The organism is Microcoleus sp. Pol11C3 (assembly GCF_036701485.1).
Classification (GTDB): Bacteria; Cyanobacteriota; Cyanobacteriia; order Cyanobacteriales; family Microcoleaceae; genus Microcoleus.
In genome coordinates this window covers 14,132-35,141 of the sequence record NZ_JAUBQW010000040.1, presented here as the reverse complement: position 1 = coordinate 35,141, position 21,010 = coordinate 14,132, and the positions used below count along the sequence as shown (strand labels likewise).

At 44.8% G+C, this 21,010-nt stretch carries 13 protein-coding genes and 1 tRNA gene; 6 read left to right on the top strand and 8 right to left on the bottom strand.

Features of this window, described 5'->3' with window-relative positions; genetic code table 11:
• Positions 1–10: 10 nt before the first annotated feature.
• Both QUA40_RS11890 and QUA40_RS11885 read left to right on the top strand, forming a co-directional pair.
• Entirely contained in the window at positions 11–2,860 is a 2,850-nt protein-coding gene (locus tag QUA40_RS11890) for an AAA-like domain-containing protein (RefSeq protein WP_333125597.1), read from the top strand.
• A gap of 110 nt (positions 2,861–2,970) precedes the next feature.
• Positions 2,971–4,029 (top strand): potassium channel protein, encoded by a 1,059-nt coding sequence (locus tag QUA40_RS11885; protein ID WP_333125594.1) that lies wholly within the window; start codon positions 2,971–2,973, stop codon positions 4,027–4,029.
• 11 nt (positions 4,030–4,040) lie between these two features.
• On the opposite strand, the gene QUA40_RS11880 is transcribed toward QUA40_RS11885, so the two are convergent.
• The 3 genes from QUA40_RS11880 to pyk form a co-directional block, all read right to left on the bottom strand.
• On the bottom strand, positions 4,041–6,506 hold the full coding sequence (locus tag QUA40_RS11880) for a protein kinase domain-containing protein (protein WP_333125592.1): 2,466 nt from the start codon (positions 6,504–6,506) through the stop codon (positions 4,041–4,043).
• Positions 6,507–7,041: 535 nt separating this feature from the next.
• Positions 7,042–7,113: transfer RNA gene (locus tag QUA40_RS11875), tRNA-Thr, on the bottom strand.
• Positions 7,114–7,207: 94 nt separating this feature from the next.
• Positions 7,208–8,995 carry a pyruvate kinase gene (gene pyk / locus QUA40_RS11870; RefSeq protein ID WP_333125590.1) on the bottom strand — a complete coding sequence of 596 codons (1,788 nt, stop codon included), beginning with the start codon at positions 8,993–8,995 and terminating at the stop codon, positions 7,208–7,210.
• Between the two features lie 431 nt (positions 8,996–9,426).
• Between pyk and crtR the strand changes: the two genes are divergently transcribed.
• A complete protein-coding gene (crtR, locus tag QUA40_RS11865) occupies positions 9,427–10,317 on the top strand; it encodes a beta-carotene hydroxylase (RefSeq protein ID WP_333125588.1) in 891 nt (296 codons plus the stop codon).
• A gap of 98 nt (positions 10,318–10,415) precedes the next feature.
• Here crtR and QUA40_RS11860 read toward each other — a convergent pair whose 3' ends face one another.
• From QUA40_RS11860 to sppA, 3 genes are all read right to left on the bottom strand, one after another.
• On the bottom strand, positions 10,416–11,201 hold the full coding sequence (locus QUA40_RS11860) for a leucine-rich repeat domain-containing protein (protein ID WP_333125585.1): 786 nt from the start codon (positions 11,199–11,201) through the stop codon (positions 10,416–10,418).
• A 138-nt stretch (positions 11,202–11,339) separates the two neighbouring features.
• On the bottom strand, positions 11,340–11,765 hold the full coding sequence (gene aroH, locus QUA40_RS11855; RefSeq protein WP_333125583.1) for a chorismate mutase: 426 nt from the start codon (positions 11,763–11,765) through the stop codon (positions 11,340–11,342).
• Between the two features lie 249 nt (positions 11,766–12,014).
• On the bottom strand, positions 12,015–12,833 hold the full coding sequence (sppA, locus tag QUA40_RS11850) for a signal peptide peptidase SppA (RefSeq protein WP_333125580.1): 819 nt from the start codon (positions 12,831–12,833) through the stop codon (positions 12,015–12,017).
• Positions 12,834–13,175: 342 nt separating this feature from the next.
• Here sppA and QUA40_RS11845 point away from each other — a divergent pair, with 342 nt between their 5' ends.
• A complete protein-coding gene (locus QUA40_RS11845; protein ID WP_333125577.1) occupies positions 13,176–14,255 on the top strand; it encodes a DMT family transporter in 1,080 nt (359 codons plus the stop codon).
• Between the two features lie 51 nt (positions 14,256–14,306).
• On the opposite strand, the gene QUA40_RS11840 is transcribed toward QUA40_RS11845, so the two are convergent.
• Together QUA40_RS11840 and QUA40_RS11835 are read right to left on the bottom strand one after the other, a co-directional pair.
• Entirely contained in the window at positions 14,307–14,984 is a 678-nt protein-coding gene (locus tag QUA40_RS11840; RefSeq protein ID WP_333125574.1) for a phage tail protein, read from the bottom strand.
• Between the two features lies 1 nt (position 14,985).
• Entirely contained in the window at positions 14,986–16,221 is a 1,236-nt protein-coding gene (locus QUA40_RS11835) for an AAA family ATPase (protein WP_333125571.1), read from the bottom strand.
• A 47-nt stretch (positions 16,222–16,268) separates the two neighbouring features.
• Between QUA40_RS11835 and QUA40_RS11830 the strand changes: the two genes are divergently transcribed.
• Both QUA40_RS11830 and QUA40_RS11825 read left to right on the top strand, forming a co-directional pair.
• The gene (locus tag QUA40_RS11830; RefSeq protein WP_333125568.1) at positions 16,269–17,117 is read left to right on the top strand and encodes a M28 family peptidase; all 849 of its coding nucleotides are present in this window, start codon (positions 16,269–16,271) and stop codon (positions 17,115–17,117) included.
• 172 nt (positions 17,118–17,289) lie between these two features.
• Positions 17,290–21,003: a hydantoinase B/oxoprolinase family protein gene (locus tag QUA40_RS11825; protein ID WP_333125566.1), complete on the top strand. Its 3,714-nt coding sequence runs from the start codon at positions 17,290–17,292 to the stop codon at positions 21,001–21,003.
• The last annotated feature ends 7 nt before the right edge of the window (positions 21,004–21,010 follow it).

Genomic DNA, 21,010 nt, shown 5'->3' with positions numbered 1-21,010 from the left:
AGGCTAGATCATGACAGTCGATTACCAATATCAAATCGGCGGCAGTCTCCCGCAAAATGCACCTACTTATGTAGTGCGACAAGCTGACTCAGAACTTTATCAAGCCCTGAAAGCTGGAGAGTTTTGTTACGTGCTCAATTCCCGACAAATGGGCAAATCCAGTTTGCTAGTGCGAACTGTACAAAAGCTCTCCGCTGATGGCATTGCCTGTGCTACGATCGACCTTTCGGACATTGGCAACCAGCAAGTCTCTCTAGATAAGTGGTACGGCGGCGTCGCTTACAAGCTTTTGTGCAGTTTCAACTTGTTTGACCCAGTCGAGTTTATGACTTGGTGGCAGGAGAGAGACTTGATGTCGCCGGTGCAGCGCTTAGGAGAGTTAATTGAAGAATTGCTGCTGGTCAAAATTTCTCAAAACCTGGTCATTTTTATTGATGAAATTGATAGCGTTCTGAGTTTCCAAGAACCGCTAGATGATTTTTTTGCATTAATTAGATGTTGCTACAATAAACGCGCTCACAATTCAGAATACCAGCGCATTACATTTGCTTTGCTGGGAGTAGCTACCCCATCGGATTTAATTAGCGATGCAACTCGCACGCCCTTTAATATCGGTTTAGCTATTGAATTGCACGGTTTTAAATTACAGGATGCTCTGCCTTTAGCAAAGGGGTTTGAGGGAAAAGTAGACAATCCTCAAGAGGTTTTAAAAGAGATTTTGGACTGGACTGGAGGGCAGCCATTTTTGACTCAAAAGCTTTGCAAGCTGATTCTGCACCATCTAAACAGCTTAGCTTCGGCTTCTATTATATCAGACTCAACGGATGAAAGCAAAAGTGAAAATTTTACTACAAATCAATTATTAATTAGCGAGATAGTGCAATCTCATATTATTGATAATTGGGAATCATCCGATGAACCTGTACACATCAAAACAATTCGCGATCGCCTTCTCAGAAGTCCGCACCGCGCCAGTAGGTTATTAGGACTATATCAAAAAATATTGCCACCCTGCGATCCCCCCCAACCCCCCTTAATCAGGGGCGAGAAAATGCCAGAATTACCCTTGTTAAGGGGTGCTGGGGGAATCGGGGCGGATGATACTCCCGAACAAACCGAATTGCGGCTGAGCGGATTAGTAGTAAAACGAGCCGGAAAATTAACCGTATCCAACCGCATTTACGCAGCTATATTCAGCCATAACTGGGTAGAAAAAGCACTCGGCGACTTGCGCCCTTATGCTGAATCCATAACAGCATGGATAGCTACAAATTGTCAAGACGAATCTCGCTTGTTGCGCGGTCAAGCATTGGAAGATGCCCGACATTGGGCAGCAAATAAAAGCTTGAACACCCAAGATTATCAATTTTTAGGTGCTAGTCAAGAAGCGGAATTTGCCCAGTTCCGTTGTCAAGAAAAACAGAATCAAGCTGAAATCGAACAACTGCGCCGCGAAAAAAAGTTATTAGAGGAACTCAGCGAAGCACAAAAGCAGAAAAAACTGATTGCAGTTAAACTTTGGCGCGAGCAACAACTGAGAGTGCAAACAGTTACAGTAGCAGCAGGAATACTGATATTAATTCTGATAGCAGTCTTTTGGATTAAACCATCAATTGAAGAAAGAAACAACAAAATTCTTACTCTCAGTTTGCTATCAGAAACGCTCTTGGCTGCGGATAAAAAAGAGGAAGCTTTGCTAGAAAGCATCAGAGCTGTTACAGAAATGAAACGATCGCTCGGAGTCACCTCAGATATTCAGATGCGAGTGGCTATCGCCCTCGAACAGGCAGTTTACAGCTTCCGAGAACGCCGCCACTGGCAGAGTCAAGCCAGTACCCTTGCTTTCGCGAGTTTCAGTCCCGACAGTAAAACAATTGTGACTGCTACCGATGATAATTCTATCAAAATTTGGCAAACTAATGGAACTTTGCAAGCAACATTAACCGGGCATACTGATAAAATTAGAAGTGCCATATTTAATCCTAGCGCTCAGCTCATTGTCTCAGCCAGCGACGACAAAAAGGTAAAAGTTTGGCAAAAAACAGGCAAATTAATTCATGATTTAAAAGGACACATCGGTCAAATAACCAGCGTCTCTGTTAGTCCAGATGGTAAAATTATTGCTTCAGCAAGTGCCGATGGAACTGTTAAATTATGGAAAATAAACGGTAAAAATTTATCAACTTTTAAAGTAGAGCGAGGTTGGATAACCAGCACGAGTTTTAGCCCAGACGGTCAGATAATTGCTGCGGGTGGCACTGATGGCACTGTTAAAGTTTGGAGTTTGAGAAAGGTTGTGGAAAAGTTGCAAAAACAGCAATCCATCGAAGCAAGCACCGATATCCAATTGCTGAGAAGCTTACAGATTGAAAGTGATAAAATTATGAGTGTAACTTTCAGTCCCGACGGAGCAATGCTGGCGGCTGCAAGTGCTGGGGGAACTGCGAGAATTTGGAGGAAAGACGGCACACCGCTAAGTATTTTAAAGCATACAAGTGGATTGACAAATATTAGCTTTAGTCCCGACAGTCAAATGTTGCTATCTGCAAGCACAGACAAAATGGTGAGGCTGTGGAACATTGACGGTACATTGCTCCAAACTTTAAAAGGTAACAAAGATGCTGTTTGGAGTGCGAGTTTTAGTCCAGACGGCAAAGCGATCGCTAGTGCTAGTGCTGACGGTACCGTGATGCTGTGGAATCTTAATCTTGACGATTTGCTGGTGCAGGGCTGCAATCTCGCCCGCAATTATTTTCCGACAAAGCCGATCGCAAATCCAAACAATCGCCACCTCTGCGACGGGATTGGAACTCAGTCGGGACTCAGGCAAAAACAACCCGGTCAAGAGTCAAAATGTTGAGTTTGGCAGCAAAGTATCTAGGAAAAAATCGGCTTTTGGACCCCCCCTGCGTCTAGGGCTGATATCGTTAAAATTGGTAGCAGCTAATAGGTAATAGGTCAGCCCGATCGGTGTATTCAACTCTAGAGCAAAAGTACCAGCGCCTGCAAAAAGATTTAACGGGCGGAGTCATCGCCCTTGGTGGCATTTTCTGTACGGCTACTCTCTGGTATTGGCAGGTGGAAAAATGGTCTTTGCTGGATGCCGCTTACATGACAGTCTTTACCCTAGCAACTGTGGGCTACGGTGAACTTCACCCCCTCGGCCAACGCGGGCGAATGTTTACTATATGCCTGATTTTGATGGGCGTGATGGTGATTGGTTTCATCGTCAACCGCTTTACAGAAGCGCTGATTCAAGGATATTTTCAAGAAGGAGCAAGAATTAGGCAGCAGCGACGATTGGTAGATTCTTTGATCGGGCATTACATTCTGTGCGGTTTTGGGCGCACTGGCCGCCAAATTGCCTTGGAATTTCAGGCCGAATATATCTCTTTTGTGGTGATAGATTCGGCGATACAGTCGGTTGAGGCAGCTTTGGCACTGGGGTACACGGCTGTCCAAGGAGACGCAACTCTAGACGAAATTTTGCTAAGTGTGGGGATCGATCGCGCAATTTGCATAGTAGCAGCTTTGCCCTCGGATGCCGAGAATTTATATACTGTCATGTCGGCGAAAACTCTGAATCCGAAGGTACGGGCGATCGCCCGCGCGACAACAGAAGAAGCCGTAAAGAAGTTGCAGCGGGGCGGCGCCGATGCCGTCGTATCCCCCTACATTACCGGTGGAAAACGCATGGCGGCGGCGGCTTTGCGGCCTCAAGTTATGGATTTTTTAGACGGTGTTTTGACGGGCACGGAGAGTTCTTTTTACATGGAAGAATTTTTGGTCGATCCAAATACTTGTGTCTACGTCGGGCAAACTTTAAGAAATGCCAAGTTGCGATCGCAATCGGGGGCCTTGGTTTTAGCAGTGCGGCGCGCTGGCGGGACTTTGATTGTGGGGCCTACTGGAGAAACTGCGATCGAAGGAGGAGATATGCTGATTTGTTTGGGCACCGCTGATCAACTGCGAACTCTCAATCAAATCCTCAGTCCCCTGAGTTTTCGCATCCCGCGGCCTCCCAAGTAGAAGTAGTACGATCAATCGCAGTTTAAACCCGCCGCTGCTGCTGTCGGAAACTCGATCGGCACAAAAGTCACCCCAAACTGCTCCTTAGAACACTTGACAATATGCACTAATATCGGACTAAAATTTTTGCGCGAACCCGTTTTGTCAAACTGAATTGTTCCGGTGGCTCCGGTCGCGCTAAAATTTGGATCGGCTAAGGTTTTTTGCATCCCTTCGCGGCTGGGTTGCTGCTGCATTTCTATGGCTTGAATCAGCGCCTTAGCGGCATCGTAGGTTAATGCAGTTCGGTGACTGACATTTCCTTCCCAAAGCTTGCGAGTATTCTCAAGGAATTTGCGGTTGGGAGATTTTAAATGATGCCAAGAAACTGCGGCCGCCATTTTCTCAAAAGACGGTAACTGAGCAGCAGCTTCTAAAGTTTTTTGACTGTATATTCCCCCTGTGCCGACAACCCAATTGCGATCGAGATTGGCTTGCAAAAGTGCCATCGCATTGTTGAGAGCGATCGGGATGTGACTCGGGCTTAAAACTATCGTTGTTTTCTCTGTTTGCCTGACTTCTTGTATGGCTTTTTTCACGTTAAAGTCGCTGTGTGACAAATCGAATTCGGTGATATTTGCAATATTTCCTCCCCGTTCTCTAAACTGTTTTCTGAATTCTTCCCAAAAAGAGGAAGTGGCTTCGCTGCTGGTGCTGTAGAAACCTGCTACTTTGGTTTGACCTTTTTTTTTCATCAGATATTTCGCGAATAGTTCAACACTAACTTTAGTCCGAGGCACAGTCCTAAAGAAAAAATTTCGGGGTTTTTCTGTGGCTTCTTCCGTCGTACTGCCTGGGGAAATTAATACTAAATGATTTTGGTTGTAAATATCGACTGTATGGACTGTCATTGCGTTAGTGTAGTGACCGATAGCGCCCAAAACACCGCGCAGTTTGACTAGCGAATTAGCGCGGGCGATCGACTCTTCTTTTAGATTGGCATCGTCAGCAATTATGACTTGTAAACCTTTACCTTGAATAGCTTGATTCTCTTGAAAATCTAAACCATTTAGGTTGCGATCTATCTCCGAATTGAATAATTTTAAATTAACTTCCGTTTGCGCTTGAGCAACTCCCCGCAAGATTTCTTTAGGCAAATCGATCTCGGCTCTACCTTGTTCGTTGGTACTGACGGGAACGATTACGGCAAGCGTGTAATAATCAGCTTTTTTAGCCTTTAATAAGGCATTATTCATGTAAATTAAAGTTTCGGGATCTTTGCGTTCTTCTTCATGCCACGACCTTTTCAAGTAATTAAATGCTTCCCGATAATTGGATTTGGCAAATTCATTAACTCCTGCTTGCTTTAATCGAGGAGTCGAGGATTTTAGTAGAGATTCTTCGCCGCAGCTTAAAGCATCACCTTGCAGTAAAAGACAAGTTTTCGGGGTAAAAACGTTGTGAAAAAAAAGGGCGATCGCACATCCGGCAATAATTCCCGCAATTCCCAACAGCGATCGGCGAAAGTGCGATCTAGAAAATCCCGAAAACCGATCGCGTTTCAGCGGTGGCGATAGGGATACGATTGAATGATTATCTTGCAACTGTTGCGGTACATTCAAATTCTGTGAGAGTGGGGGCAGCGGGTGTAAGGTTGCGATCGAATTCAAAGCCTGCAAAACATCAGCAACAGATTGGTAGCGATCGGGGAAGTTGTAGCGCACCATTCTGTTTAAAATCGTTTCCATGCCGGCGCTAATCTGTACCATAGGGCGATCGGGAGTCGAGTAGCGCCAAACGATATCGCCCCGCCGGGAATCTGTCAGGAAATCTTGAGCAGGAGACAAGCCTGTGAGGGCTTGAATAGCGACAATACCTACAGAGTAGATATCGCTACAAAATTGAGGATTGCCAGCAATTTGTTCTGCCGGCGAATATCCTTGCGTATAAATAGTTCTGCTGATAGTTTTTCCCGAATCAGTTATGTCCAAGGAACTGATTTCTTTGACAGCCCCAAAATCAATCAGAACTATTCTTTTCTCGCAATCGCGCCGAATTAAGTTAGAAGGAGTGATATCGCGGTGAATGACATTGTGTTCGTGAACAAAAGCGATAACTGGCAAGATATCCTGCAAAAATTCAATTACTTGCTCTTGAGTCCATTGGATATTTGGAGCGAATTCTTTCCTGAGCGGATGTCCTTCAATGTATTCTTGAATTAAATAAAAGTTTTCATTTTCTTCAAAGCTATCGAATAACTGTGGAATGCGCGAATGTCCGCCCAATTGGCGCAAAGCTCGAACTTCTCTTTCCAATCGCTGCTGTGCTTCTGGCAAGAGTTGCGGATTGCTTGGCTGCCTAATTTCCTTAACAACGCACAGGCGGTTATCCGGTATGTCTAAATCCCTAGCTGTATATGTCCTCGCAAACCCTCCCCGACCTAATTCACTGACAATTTGGTAACGTTGGCGCAGGATATCTCCTGATTGCAGGCACATAAATTTTTCGCTATTCCCTAACTGGCTGCGATATGCGATAGTTAAAATTGATTGTGCCGCATTATTACAGCGATTTCTGTTAAGTTTCTGTTAAGTTTTAGAAACACTAGCGCTCGGCAAAGTAATTACAAATTGTGTTCCCTTTCCTCTTTAGCAATTTACCTCAATAGGGCCTTGATTTTTGGCAAGAATTTAACAACCAATAGCCAGCCCCTATCTGGTATTTTTGCCATCGACAAAATCCGCAAGGCCATAGGTTTGCAGCATCGGACTTCAGTCCTTATTAAAATCCGAGGACTTTACTCCTGACTAAAAACCATAAAAATTGGTAATCAAATAGCTTCGTAGTGAAGAGTTCAGTCCTCCTTAAAATCCGCGATGAAATAGGTTCCTAGTGAGGACTTCAGTCCCCATTAAAATCCGAGCACTTGCATTCCTCACTAAAATAGGCAAACCATAGACAAGTCATGCAAAAAACAAAGGTTCTACAGCATTAATAAGCTATAGAACCCTTGAAAATATGTGTTTTATTGCAAGCCGATGGTGGGATTTGAACCCACGACCGTTCGATTACGAATCGAATACTCTACCCCTGAGCTACATCGGCACAGACAATTTTGAATTATAGTACAACCTAAGCAAAAAAAGCAAGGAGTTGTAGAATTTAATTCAAAACTCCAGAACTCCTAACTCAAAACTTGTTAAACGGCCAGTTCCCCGTCTGTTGAGCCGCCTCTGGCCCCTGAATAAACCAAACCCCGCTGCATATCCAGCGTCAGCATAGTTCCGTCCCGAATTACCCGCGTCGCATTCTTTACGCCCACCATCACCGGCACGCCCAAGCGCAAACCGATAATCGCGGCGTGAGAAGTCAAACTATCCTCCTCCGTCACCACACCTGCGGCTTTCCGAATCATCTCCACAAAAGCGACGCTGGTGTGCTCCACTACCAAAATTTCTCCAGCGTGGAAATTGCCTACATCCGCAGCAGTGCGAGCAACCCTGGCCATGCCGCTCACCGATCCCAAACCGACACCAGTACCTCTGCCTAAAACCGCTGTCACTACCTCAACTTTGATCAAATCCGTCGATCCGGCAACCCCTTGCAGAGTACCGGCGGTCATCACCACTAAATCTCCGTCGCACACTAACTCTTTTTCTTGGGCGACAGTCATTGCAGATTGAAATGTCTGACCGGTGGAGGGCAAATCCAGCACCAGCAAGGGTTTGACTCCCCATACTAATTGCAGTTGTCGGGCTACGTCTACGTGAGGAGTAATTGCCAAAATCGGAGTTTTCGGCCGGAATTTCGAGACATTTCGGGCTGTAGCGCCGGTTTTGGTCAGCGTCATGATGGCGGCCGCGTTCAACTGTTCGGAGATTTGGCTGACTGCTTGGCTGATGCCGTTGGGGATCGATCGACCAATATCTTCTACATTCCTAATATTCCGTTTAATTCCTTCCCTCTCCATCCGCACCGCAATTCTCGCCATCGTCGCCACCGCTTCGACGGGGAACTTCCCGACAGCAGTTTCATTCGAGAGCATCACCGCATCAGTTCCGTCAAGAATCGCGTTGGCCACGTCGGAAATCTCGGCGCGGGTGGGACGAGGATTACCTACCATGCTGTCGAGCATCTGGGTAGCGGTAATTACGGGAATGCCCATGCGGTTAGAAGTAGCAATCAGCCGCTTTTGCAAAATTGGCACGTCTTCGGCGGGCAGTTCCACTCCCAAATCGCCGCGGGCGACCATCACGCCGTTGCAAAGGGCCAGAATTTCCTCCATTTGTTCGATCGCCTCGTGCTTTTCGATCTTAGCAATCACCGGTACTTGCTTGCCGGCACTGGCAATCAGCTCTTTAATTTCGAGCATATCCTGGGGATTCCGCACAAAGCTCAGGGCCACCCAATCGACACCTTGGTCGAGCCCGAACATTAAATCTTTGCGGTCTTTATCAGTCAGCGCCTTAATTGACAGGTAAACTCCCGGAAAATTCACGCCTTTGTTGTTGGAAAGCGGCCCGCCGACTACGACGCGGCAATACAATTCCCGCGAAGTGCGGTCTACTTTTTCCACCACCATTTCCACTTTCCCGTCGTCGAGCAGAATCACTGATCCCTCTGGAACTTCGTCTGCTAGGGGGTCGTAGGTGACAGAAGAAATGAGCTCGGTGCCGGGAACTTGGCGGCTGGTGAGAATGAAAGGATCGCCGTTTTTGACAACTATAGAGCCTGTTTCAAAGCGCCCTAAACGAATTTTTGGGCCTTGGAGGTCTTGGAGGATGGCAACCGGCTGGTTGAGTTCAAAGGATGTTTGCCGGATTAAGCGAATGCTGCGCTGGTGGTCTTCTTCTGTTCCGTGGGAAAAGTTGAGTCGCAAAGTTGTGGCACCGGCTTCTATAAGCTGGCGCAGCACTTGTGGGTCCGAAGTTGCTGGGCCAATGGTGGCGACGATTTTAGTCCGGCGTAGGGCTTTTGGCAATTGCATCAGCGGTGTTCTGGGGAGGCAGGTGGATTTCTTGTTTAAATTTCGGCTAACGTTTCATTTTTGCACTACAAGCAATGACGCTAGTCTCAAGTCTTAAAAATTTTGATAGTCGTCAAAACAGCAGGTATTGAACAATATATAGAATATCTGACTTTTTACCGATCGGTAATCTTTTCTTGGGGAGCGCTCTTTTTTGCAATTTTTCCGCTCTCACGCTTGACATAAATACAGACATACCCATTTATTTTATTTGGTCTGCTGAGTTCTTTTGGCTAATCTAGGACTGGTATCCTTGTACAACAGCAATACTTTGCTGTTTGTGCAGAGGCTAGTTTCTGGCGATCGGACTCTGTTCTTTCATAAAACTTTACTATTGTCTGGCTTGTATCTTATACTACGCAAGTGTGAAATATTAAGGAGTCTTAACAAAGATGTCGGAGGCAGGACGGCCGCTGACAGTGCCGAAAGAGTTTCTGAGTCCTCCCGGTGACTTTAATCCGACACTGCTGCTATTTTTGAGTGCAGTAGCGATTCTCGTGATTTCTAACTTGGGTTTCTGGTGTTGGGGATGGCCCCAGTGGTGCTGTTTTTCTCTGAACGTGTTGGCTTTGCACATGGCTGGAACTGTGATTCACGATGCGTCTCATAATGCAGCCCATCGCGATCGCACAGTTAATGCTATTTTGGGACACGGTAGCGCCCTGATGTTGGGTTTTGCTTTCCCGGTGTTTACACGGGTACATATGCAGCATCACGCCCATGTCAATGATCCAGATAACGATCCAGACCATTATGTTTCTACGGGCGGGCCTTTGTGGTTGATTGCTGCGAGGTTTTTTTACCACGAGATTTTCTTTTTTAAGCGCAAACTGTGGCGGAAATACGAACTATTGGAATGGTTTTTCAGCCGTTTGTTCGTGATCGCGATCGTGTATATCTCGATTCAATACGGCCATTTAGATTACGTCCTGAATTTTTGGTTTTCTCCGGCTTTGGTGGTGGGGTTGGCGTTGGGGTTATTTTTTGATTATTTGCCTCACCGTCCGTTTCACGATCGCGATCGCTGGAAAAATGCCAGAGTATATCCGAGTCCGATTCTAAATATCTTGATTTTGGGGCAGAACTATCACCTGATTCATCATTTGTGGCCTTCAATTCCTTGGTACAATTACAAGCCAGCTTACGAAGCTGTGAAGCCGCTGTTAGATGAAAAGGGTTCTCCTCAAACTTTGGGAATATTGGAAGGGAAGAAGGACTTTTGGAGTTTTATATATGACATCTTTTTAGGGATTAGGTTGCATCACAAAAAAGCGTCTGATTGACAAAAATCCGGTTTCTCAAAGAAGCCGGTTTTTTTATGTTGTTTTGATTGAGCGGGAAATCCTAACCGGAAAAGGTAAGCTCAAATTAATCTATCCACCTACTTATCCATAAATTGGCAGCTAAACTTAATTTTTAAAGGACAATTAAGACTCAATAAATCATTACCAGATAGTAGAACTTTTTGGAGATTCTGTAATTCCTGAAGTGGCAATATATCGGTGATTTTGTTGTTGCTTAAATCTAGTTTTCGGAGTTTTTTTAGTTTACTCAGGGGTGTAATGTCGGTGATTTTGTTGTTGCTTAAATCTAGTTTTCGGAGTTCTTTTAGTTTACTCAGGGGTGTAATGTCAGTAATTTTATTATCAGCCAGCCCTAGGACTTGCAATTTAGTCAAAGATGCCAAGGGTTTGAGGTCGTGAATTAAGAAATTACCGGCTAAATTGAGTTCTTTAAGATGGGTAAGAGAAGCTATTGGCTGCAAATCGATAATGAGACGTTCTTCTGGAGGTAAGTCATTAAAACTATTCCCTGCAAACGTAGTTGGACGTAGGTCTAATTTGGTCAATTTTAGCAGTGCTTCTTGGATAATCTTACAGGTTTTACTATTAATCTCGCTAAGTTCACTAGGTCTCATATCCATCAAAATCTGCTCAATTATTACTCCTTTTATTGGAGGGTTTGTCCCTGCAATTGTTCCCAAACACCAAGTATAAAAATCTTGGGGTGCGATTGGTTGTACTTTTGGTAAAGAAAATGCTAGTTCACCAAATAATAATCTGGAGACAAGTAATAAAAAGCTGATACAAACAAATATTTTGTAGAACCCCGGAACAGCAGAACCCAAAATCCGTAGATTGCGATCGACTATTCTCTTAATGCTCATGCTTTATTTTTTTTGTTTTTATTTTATCTAGTGCCTCCAGGAATGTCAATTTTGATCTGCCAATGTTCATTCCTCCGTTAAAAATAGACCCACCAGCAATGGTGGGTTAATTCTTGAATCAATCAAAAAGTGATTTTCTTATTTTTCCCCAGCCACCGCCACCGTTAAATTCCTATCGGGGCGCAAATTTTGAGCTCCCCGCAAGTAAGGATGATAAATTTCAACGTGTGCCGGCCAATTAACGTGAATTAAAAACCGGATGCAGCGTTCCAAAGCACCCTCAACGTGCATTTGCTGGACATCCAATAAAGGAACATTACACCAGTGAGGACGTTCGCGGGCGATCGCAGCCGGAAAGACAGCATCTAAATCACGAGTTGCAGAAAACGTAGCACTAATAATTAAATCTGGATTTATATCATTTTTTGCTTCTAATTCATCTAATAATTCTCTCACGGCTTCTCCAATTGCTGCCACCGAATTCTCGCTAGCAGTAGTTGCCCCACGAATACCCCGCACTTGCCACTCCACGCAAATTTCCTCCATATTTTTGTTATTAGTCATTAGTCATTAGTCATTAGTTATTAGTCGTACTAAATTAGGCTTAAATACCCACTTTATTTCTTAGTCCTCGCTTGAGTGGACTTGGTTTGTGTAGTTTGACCTCGAACTCCTAGGCGAAGCCAGCGCGAAGCGCTGATGACGACGCGCGAAGCGCCACATTGGAGTTTGAGGTCAACAGATTTCAATCGCCCAATCATCCAGGGAGTAACTAATGACTACTGACTCCTGACCAATGACTAATTTATTTAATCACGGGCGATACATCCACAGCGGCAAACCGCTAGTAGAAAGCTCGAATTCCAGCAAATTATTGTAAGCTGAAAGCCCGGATATATCCAGACTACTCCCCAAGACGCGATTTAGGAAAGGTTTTTGTTTTTCTAGCGTGCAAGACTCGGTTTTTTCCGGGTCGAGGCCTGCGAGTTCGGCGGCGAGGCGGCGAGCGTCCTCTTCTGTTCCCAGTCGATCGACCAAACCCAATTCTAAAGCTTGCTGACCGGTAAAAACCCGACCGTCGGCAAAACTTTTGACTTTTTCAACGGTCAATTTCCGGGCTTCAGCAACGGTTCCCACGAATTGCTGGTAGCTGGTGTCGATCAAGTCTTGCAGAATTTGCTGTTCCGGATCTGTCAATTCTCGATCGAATGCCAAGATATCTTTATACGGCCCCGATTTAATCACCTGAAAAGAAACGCCTACTTTTTCTAACAGCCGTTCTAAATTGTTGCCCCGGATAATCACCCCAATGCTACCAGTAATTGTACCGGGATTGGCAACGATATGCTCGGCTCCCATGCCGATGTAAACTCCGCCTGAAGCTGAAATATTGCCGAAACTGGCAACAATTTTGACTTTTTCGCGCAGACGCTTGAGCGCGCTGTAAATTTCCTGGGAATCGCCGACAGTGCCGCCGGGGCTGTCTATCCGCAGCAGCAAGGCGGGAAATTTGCGTTCTTCAACGGTTTTGAGAGCTTCTAGGACTCGTTTACGGGTTTCTCCGGCAATGGCTCCGGTGATTTCGATACGGGCGATTTGTTTGCGGTAGCGGGGCTTGAATGGCCAAATCATGGGCAGTTTTCGGGCAATGTACGGATTTTTGTAGCTAACTTCTTATAGTGTGCCTTATTCATCGGGGTAGATGTTGTGCCTGTGTTCGCAACAGGCAAGATGCCTGTTCCACAAGAAAATTCTGGATTGTGGAACAGGCATCTTGCCTGTTCATAATTGCCGCAACAGACATCTTGCCTGTTCCACCTTGATTTTGTGGAACAGGCAAGATGTCTGTTCATAATTGCCGAGGTTGGTGCGATCGAATTTAACTCAACACCAATATATAATTGTAAAAATTGCTTAACAAATCTACATCATTCTCGTGAGAGCCATTCTCATCAATTATTTGGAGTCTCCGTCATGCAGCTAAAGCTTACCGATTCTAAACTGCCTTTTGCTCCGCTGTTGCTAATTGCGCCGTTTTTCCTGTGGGGAACCGCGATGGTAGCGATGAAAGGGGTGATGCCGCACACAACGCCGCTGTTTGTGGCTGTCGTGCGTTTGATACCTGCGGGTGTGTTGGTGCTGCTGGCGGCGGCACTGATGGGCAAACAGCAGCCTGCCGGTTGGAAAGCTTGGCTGTGGATTTCGCTGTTTGCTTTAGTTGACGCTACTTTGTTTCAAGGCTTTTTAGCCGAAGGTTTGGCGAGAACCGGTGCGGGTTTGGGTTCGGTGATGATTGATTCTCAACCGCTAGCAGTGGCGATTTTATGTTTGTGGCTGTTTCAAGAAAAAATTGGTTTTTGGGGCTGGTTGGGATTAGTTATTGGCATTGCGGGCATCAGTTTGATCGGGTTGCCTGATGGCTGGATTTTGGGGCTTTTTCATCCTGAAAACGCGCAGGTTTCTGGGGGTATCGAACAGTTGTTTCAGGGTGGAGAATGGTTGATGCTATTGGCTGCTTTGTCGATGGCTGTGGGTACGGTTTTGGTGCGCTGGGTTTGCCGTTATGTTGACCCGGTGGTGGCGACGGGCTGGCACATGATTTTGGGCGGTTTGCCGCTGTTGGCCATTTCGGCTGCAACTGAGTCTGAACAGTTTGTGAATATTGATTTTTCGGGTTGGATGGCTTTAGCTTATTCTACTGTGTTCGGAAGTGCGATCGCCTACGGTTTATTCTTTTATTTTGCTTCAAGTGGCAGTCTGACAAGTTTAAGTTCTCTTACCTTTCTTACGCCTGTTTTTGCTTTGCTGTTCGGCAATTTGTTTTTGGGCGAGGTGTTGAATCCGCTGCAATCGATGGGAGTCGGGCTGACTTTGGTGAGTATTTATTTGATTAATCAGCGGGATACTTTGGCGGAAAAGTTGCGAAAAGTGCGGCACGGTGAAGCGAGTGCAGAAGTTGAAGCAACAGGATTGTTAGAGTCTTCTGAGTTGAATTCGGTAGAGTTGCCGGTGCAGGTGCGGGTAGGCGAACTGGAATCGGAACTTGAGATTTAGATTGGGTTCCCCACGCAATTAACTGTGTCCAGCCAAACAGCTTAATTTACATTAAAAATCTTCGTCGGGTTCTACAGCAATATTTCGGTTCTCAATTTCTTCTATAAAGACTTTGAAACTCGGATTGTCTGGGTAACTGGCTATTAAAACCTTCTGCTTGCAATATTTGCGGGCTATTTGTCGATAGTAGTCAGGATTTTTAGCATTGCGATCGATTGTAAAACCATCTTTTCTACTAAGCTGCTGGTTTAACGTATCCAGACAATTTATCAACTTAGCTTTTTTCTTATCTGTATAGTACAACGGCAGCAACCAGCACTCAATAGAATGTACTGATATGGCAAATACGATTCGCTGTTCGTATTTTATGTAAAAATCTTCCCCTATCAAACCTTTAAACTTATCGATGACTTTTTCGATCAACTGTCTAGTGTCAAATTTACCATTTTCATCTAGCTTGGGGATATTATAATCTTCTGAAACATCAGTATCTATTTGGATAATGATATATTCGATAAATTGAAATGCTTCCTTAAAATCTGTTGACTTGCAGTAAGCAATAACTTGACTCCAGCCTCCATAATTATGAGATTTATTCTCATCGTCTTTATCTCTTTCTGGTTGAAGGGGTCTAATATCTATATCCGGGTTATTGAAATATCCTGCTAAAATACTTTCAATAACAATCTGGTCAGTTAATCCCTCTGTAATTAATCCGAAATTACTCATATTAAAAATTCTTAGGAAGTCCTCCGATATAGCCCCTCAGAAATGCTTCTGATAATTTTACAGGTTCTTGTCCTTCGATAGGTTCAGGTTTGAGAATGCGTCTTGCTTTGGTATGTCCTAATTGATTGCGGTAGATCACAAACAGCCGCTGTTCATCATCATCTAAATCTAAACCGTCCAAAACTGCCGGGTTGTGGGTTGTGAATATAACTTGTTTGTCGTGTTTTTTTGCTAATTCGACTAATTCTTGCATTAATCGGCGGCACAATCTGGGGTTGAGAGAAGCATCAATGTTATCTATTGCAAAAAATTTAGGCGTGAGATCGCTAATGAACAAGGCAAAGTAAAAGAGTAAAAATAAAAAGCCTTCATTAGAGCTTTTTTGGTCGAAGTAAGTTAAATCTCTATCTAAATATTTATCTTTAATTTGGAGAGAACTTTGCAGGGGTGATAAATCTTCAGGCACTTCAAAATCTCTAAACCAATCTATCAATCGCAACTTTTCTTTAATTTGATTTAGTTTCTCTTGGTTTGTTTCTGACTTCAAAAACTTTATAAGTTTAAACAAGCCTTCACCATTAATGCCTAATGGTTGAATTTGTCCTTCTTTTTCAAAAGTTCGTAAGGCTTGGTTTTCAGGAGAGTAAATAGTAAACTTAATTAATTTAGAATTAGAAAACAATTTATTATATAATTGTAAGGCTAAAAATGTAAAATTATCTTTTAGATCTCCTTCTAAATTATTAATGAGGAGGGGGAAATTTTTTAGTCTGTCTTTTAAGGTTTCTTTTTTTAATTTTTCAGAAACCTCTTGTGGATTTTCAATTAAGATAACCTCTTCTACTTTAGCTGAGTTGGGGAGAACATTCTCTAAATAATTTTCAGGAGCGCTCACGAAGTTTTTATTAACCCATTGAGAATAGGGAGAGTTATCATTATCTAAAATACAATTAAAGCTTTTTCCATCAATTTCTTGGATATCAATTTTAATATTTTTAACCAAACTTTCTCTTTCAAAAGCCGATCGCATTAATTGAGGTTCTGTCACTCGGATGCCCCGAGAAGCTAAAAACTCGTTATCCAGCTTGTCATCAGCGGCCGCAGAAGCAAGGGCGATCGCCTCCAAAATATTGCTCTTGCCGCAGCCATTTTCGCCAATCAATACGGTGACTCGTCCTAATTCCAGCTTCAGTTTTTGAATAGACTTGTAATTTTCGATTCTGACTTCTCCAATCATAATTCAATCCCATATAATCTGAGTGTACTCATTGTATCTCCGATCGCATGGATCTCAAGGAACGCCTGCACAGCCATCTGATTCAAATTGTACGCGATCGCAACCCATACCTCGCATCCGAAGGGCATTTCTATGTCCAGCAATACATCCGCGAACAGTTGGCACAGTGGGGAACTGTAGAAATCGACGATTTTTCGGTTCGCGGGCGAATTCATCACAATCTTATTTTGGATTTACCCCCCTCCGAAAAGGCGAGTAAACAGGGGTTCCCGCCGATCGTAATTGGTGCTCATTACGATACTGTACCCGGATCACCTGGGGCCGATGATAATGCTACTGGTGTTGCTGTTTTGCTGGAACTCGCAAGGGATATCGCATCTGCGCCGCTCAAATATCCAGTGCAATTAGTCGCCTTTGATATGGAAGAATACGGTTATTTGGGAAGCAGTCATCATGCAGCTAAATACAAGCAACAACAAGAGTCAATCCGGTTAATGATTTCTTTGGAAATGTTGGGTTATTGCAACCATAATCCTAATTCTCAAAGCTATCCCGCTGGCTTGAAATATTTTTATCCAAATACTGGTAATTTTATTGCTTTAATTGGCAATTTGCGGACTGTTCCCGATTTGATTAATTTGAGTGGGAAAATTCGCAAATCTGGTCAGCCCTGCGAGTGGCTGCCGGTGCCGAATCGAGGTTTAATTGTGCCGGATACTCGCCGCAGCGATCATGTTCCTTTTTGGGATAATGGTTATCCGGCGATTATGGTGACTGATACGGCTAATATGCGGAATCCTCATTATCATCAAGCGAGCGATCGGATTGAGACTTTGGATTTGGATTTTCTGGCTGGTGTTTGTCGGGGGTTGGTTGAGGCTATTCGCTATATGTAGCAATTTTATTGAACCGCGAAGGCGCAAAGGGAGCGAAGGAAGAAAGAAGAAGAGAAAAGAGAAAGTGATATGATTTTTATGAGTATAAGGTTATGATTTTTATGAATTGACTTTTAGATAGTTTTGTTAAATAATTTTCAATTATTCACATAAGAAAATTGAGGAAAAATATATGAATGCTGATTTTCCCGATCGCACTCGCTGGCAATTTTGGATCGATCGCGGTGGCACTTTTACTGATATTGTCGCCCAGCGCCCCAACGGTAAGCTAGTTATTCACAAGCTGCTGTCGGAAAACCCCGATCGCTACACTGACGCCGCAGTTCAAGGAATCCGCGACATTTTGGGAATTGCCGCAAATGTTCCCATACCCGCTGCACAAATTGAAGCGATTAAAATGGGGACGACGGTGGCGACAAATGCTTTGCTGGAACGAAAGGGCGATCGCACAATTCTGTTAATTACTAAAGGTTTCGGCGATGCGCTGAGAATTGGCTATCAAAACCGCCCGAATATTTTCGCGCGTCACATTGTTTTGCCCCAGATGCTGTACGATCGAGTTATTGAAGTTGCAGAACGCTACAGCGCTCAAGGTGAGGAGTTAAGTGCTGTCAATCCCGAGTTTATCCCGTCTTTGCAGCAAGCATACGATGAGGGAATTCGCAGTTGTGCGATCGTATTCATGCACGGCTACCGCTACTCGGAACACGAAAAACAAGTTGCTAAAATAGCCAGAGAAATTGGCTTTACTCAAATTTCAGTATCTCACGAAGTTAGCCCGCTGATGAAATTAGTTTCGCGGGGAGATACTGCGGTTGTCGATGCTTATTTATCTCCGATTTTACGGCGTTATGTCGAACAAGTAATCAGTCAGTTAATCGAGGCAGATTCCGGGAACGAGGGATTATTAATGCCCAATGCCCAATTCCCAATTCCCAATGCCCAATTCCCCAAATTAATGTTCATGCAGTCGAACGGCGGCTTAGTGGACGCCGCACAATTTCAAGGAAAAAACAGTATTTTATCCGGGCCTGCTGGGGGAATTGTCGGTGCAGTTCAAACGAGCAAAAAGGCAGGTTTTGATAAAATTATTACCTTTGATATGGGCGGAACTTCGACAGATGTTGCCCATTTTAACGGCGAATACGAACGCGAATTTGAGACGGAAATTGCTGGGGTGAGATTGCGATCGCCCGTGATGGCAATTCACACTGTAGCAGCCGGCGGCGGTTCAATTGTCTTTTTTGACGGGGCTCGCTACCGCGTCGGGCCGGAGTCTGCTGGGGCTAATCCTGGGCCTGCTTGCTACCGCAAAGGCGGCCCGTTGACGGTGACTGATTGCAATGTGATGTTGGGCAAAATTCAACCGGATTTTTTCCCGAAAGTGTTTGGATTGAATGGAGATTTGCCGATCGCCCCTGACGTAGTAAAGCAAAAATTTGGGCAATTAGCGGGGGAAATTGGGGGCGAGAGAACGGCCGAAGAGGTGGCGGAGGGTTTTTTGGCGATCGCGGTGGAAAAGATGGCCAATGCTGTCAAAAAAATCTCGCTTCAGCGCGGTTACGATGTTTCGGAGTATACATTGTGCTGTTTCGGCGGTGCGGGCGGCCAACACGCTTGTGCGATCGCCGATGCTTTGGGGATGAAACGGGTATTTATTCACCCTTATGCGGGTGTGTTGTCGGCTTACGGTATGGGTTTGGCTGATGTGCGGGCTATTCGCGAAAGGGCGATCGAGCAACTATTAAATGCAGAATTATTAGCTGATTTGCATCATATTTTAACTGCATTGGAGGCAGATGGAAAGAGGGAATTGAACCACAGAGGCGCAGAGAACACAGAGAATGAGTCCGAGGTTTTAGTTGTTAGCAAGTTGCGCTTAAAATATCAGGGCAGTGACTCGGTTTTGGCGGTATATTTTTCTGACAATATTGAGGCGATGCAGGCTGATTTTGAAGCAGCCCACCGACAGCGTTACAGTTTTATAATGCCAGAAAAACCGCTGATTGTGGAAGCGGTTTCGGTGGAAGTTGTAGAAAGAATGGATGTGCCGGAAGCATCCACAATTTCTCCCTCTTGTGGTACGGGCATCTTGCCCGTGCAACCAATTTCAACCGTGCAAACCTATGTTGCTGGCGGGTGGCGGGAAACGCCTGTTTATCAGAGAGACGATTTGCGATCGGGCGACTGCATAGAAGGCCCTGCTATGATTGTTGAAGCTACGGGAACTAATATCATAGAACCGGGCTGGGAAGGGGAAATTACCGAAAATAATGATTTAATTTTGAACCGCCGATGCACGCAGATGGAGGCAGATAATATCCGCGTTCATTCTGGTTTATCTGCGGCTAAATCAGATCCAGTTTTGCTGGAAATTTTTAATAATTTGTTTCGGGCGATCGCGGAACAAATGGGCGTCACATTACAAAACACAAGTTCCTCAGTCAACATCAAAGAACGTCTCGACTTTTCCTGTGCAATTTTCGACCAAAACGGGCAATTAGTTGCCAACGCGCCGCACATTCCCGTACATCTAGGTTCGATGAGCGAAAGCGTTGAAGCTTTAATTTTAGCACAAGGCAATGCGATTCAACCGGGCGATGTTTATGTTTCTAACAATCCATACAACGGCGGCACGCATTTACCAGATATCACCGTTATTACTCCAGTATTTGATAATTCTTCCTCCCTTCCTTTGTTTTATGTTGCCTCGCGGGGACACCACGCCGACATCGGCGGCATTACTCCCGGTTCCATGCCTCCTAACAGTAAAATAGTAACTGAAGAAGGTGTATTGCTTGACAATTTGCTGTTAGTAAGCCAGGGCAATTTTAGAGAAAAAGAATTACGAGAAATTCTGACAGCGGGAAATTTTCCTGTTCGCAATTCCGCTCAAAATATAGCCGATTTACAAGCACAAATTGCGGCTAACAAGCGCGGCGCTGAAGAACTGCTCAAGATGGTAGAACATTACGGATTAGAGACAGTGCAAGCTTATATGGGCTTCGTACAAGACAATGCGGAAGAGTCGGTGCGGCGGGTAATTGAGGTTTTGAGTGATGGCGAATTTACTTATCCGATGGATAGTGGCGGACAAATTAAGGTAGCAATTACAATTGACAAATCTGCGCGCAGTGCAAAAATAGATTTTACTGGCACTTCTGCTCAACAAAGCAACAATTTTAATGCTCCCGCTGCGGTGTGCAAAGCCGCTGTTTTGTATGTTTTCCGCACGTTGGTAGATGACGATATTCCTCTAAATGCGGGCTGTTTGAAACCTCTCGAAATCATCAATCCCGAAGGCTGTATGCTGAATCCTCGCTATCCAGCGGCGGTAGTTGCCGGAAATGTGGAAACATCGCAGAATATTACCGATGCTTTGTATTGTGCGTTGGGAGTGATGGCTGCTTCTCAGGGAACCATGAATAATTTTACCTTTGGAAATCAGCGCTATCAATATTATGAAACTATTTGCGGCGGTTCGGGTGCTGGTGCAGATTTTGACGGTACGGATGCGGTTCAAACTCACATGACTAATTCGCGTTTAACTGACCCAGAAGTATTAGAATGGCGCTTCCCGGTGTTGTTAGAGAATTTTGAAATTCTGGCTAATAGCGGGGGGAATGGATATCATCGCGGCGGTAATGGAGTTGTGCGGCGAGTGCGGTTTCGGGAGGATCTGACGGCGGGAATTTTATCGGGGCGGCGGGTGATTTCTCCCTGCGGCTTGAATGGTGGGGAAGCCGGGAAACTTGGGCGGAATTATGTTGAAATGGTTGATGGAAATGTTGAGGAGTTGGGAAGTACGGCGAGTGTGGAAATGCGATCGGGGGATGTGTTTGTCATTGAGACTCCGGGGGGCGGAGGATATGGTACTATTGTGTAACACCAGT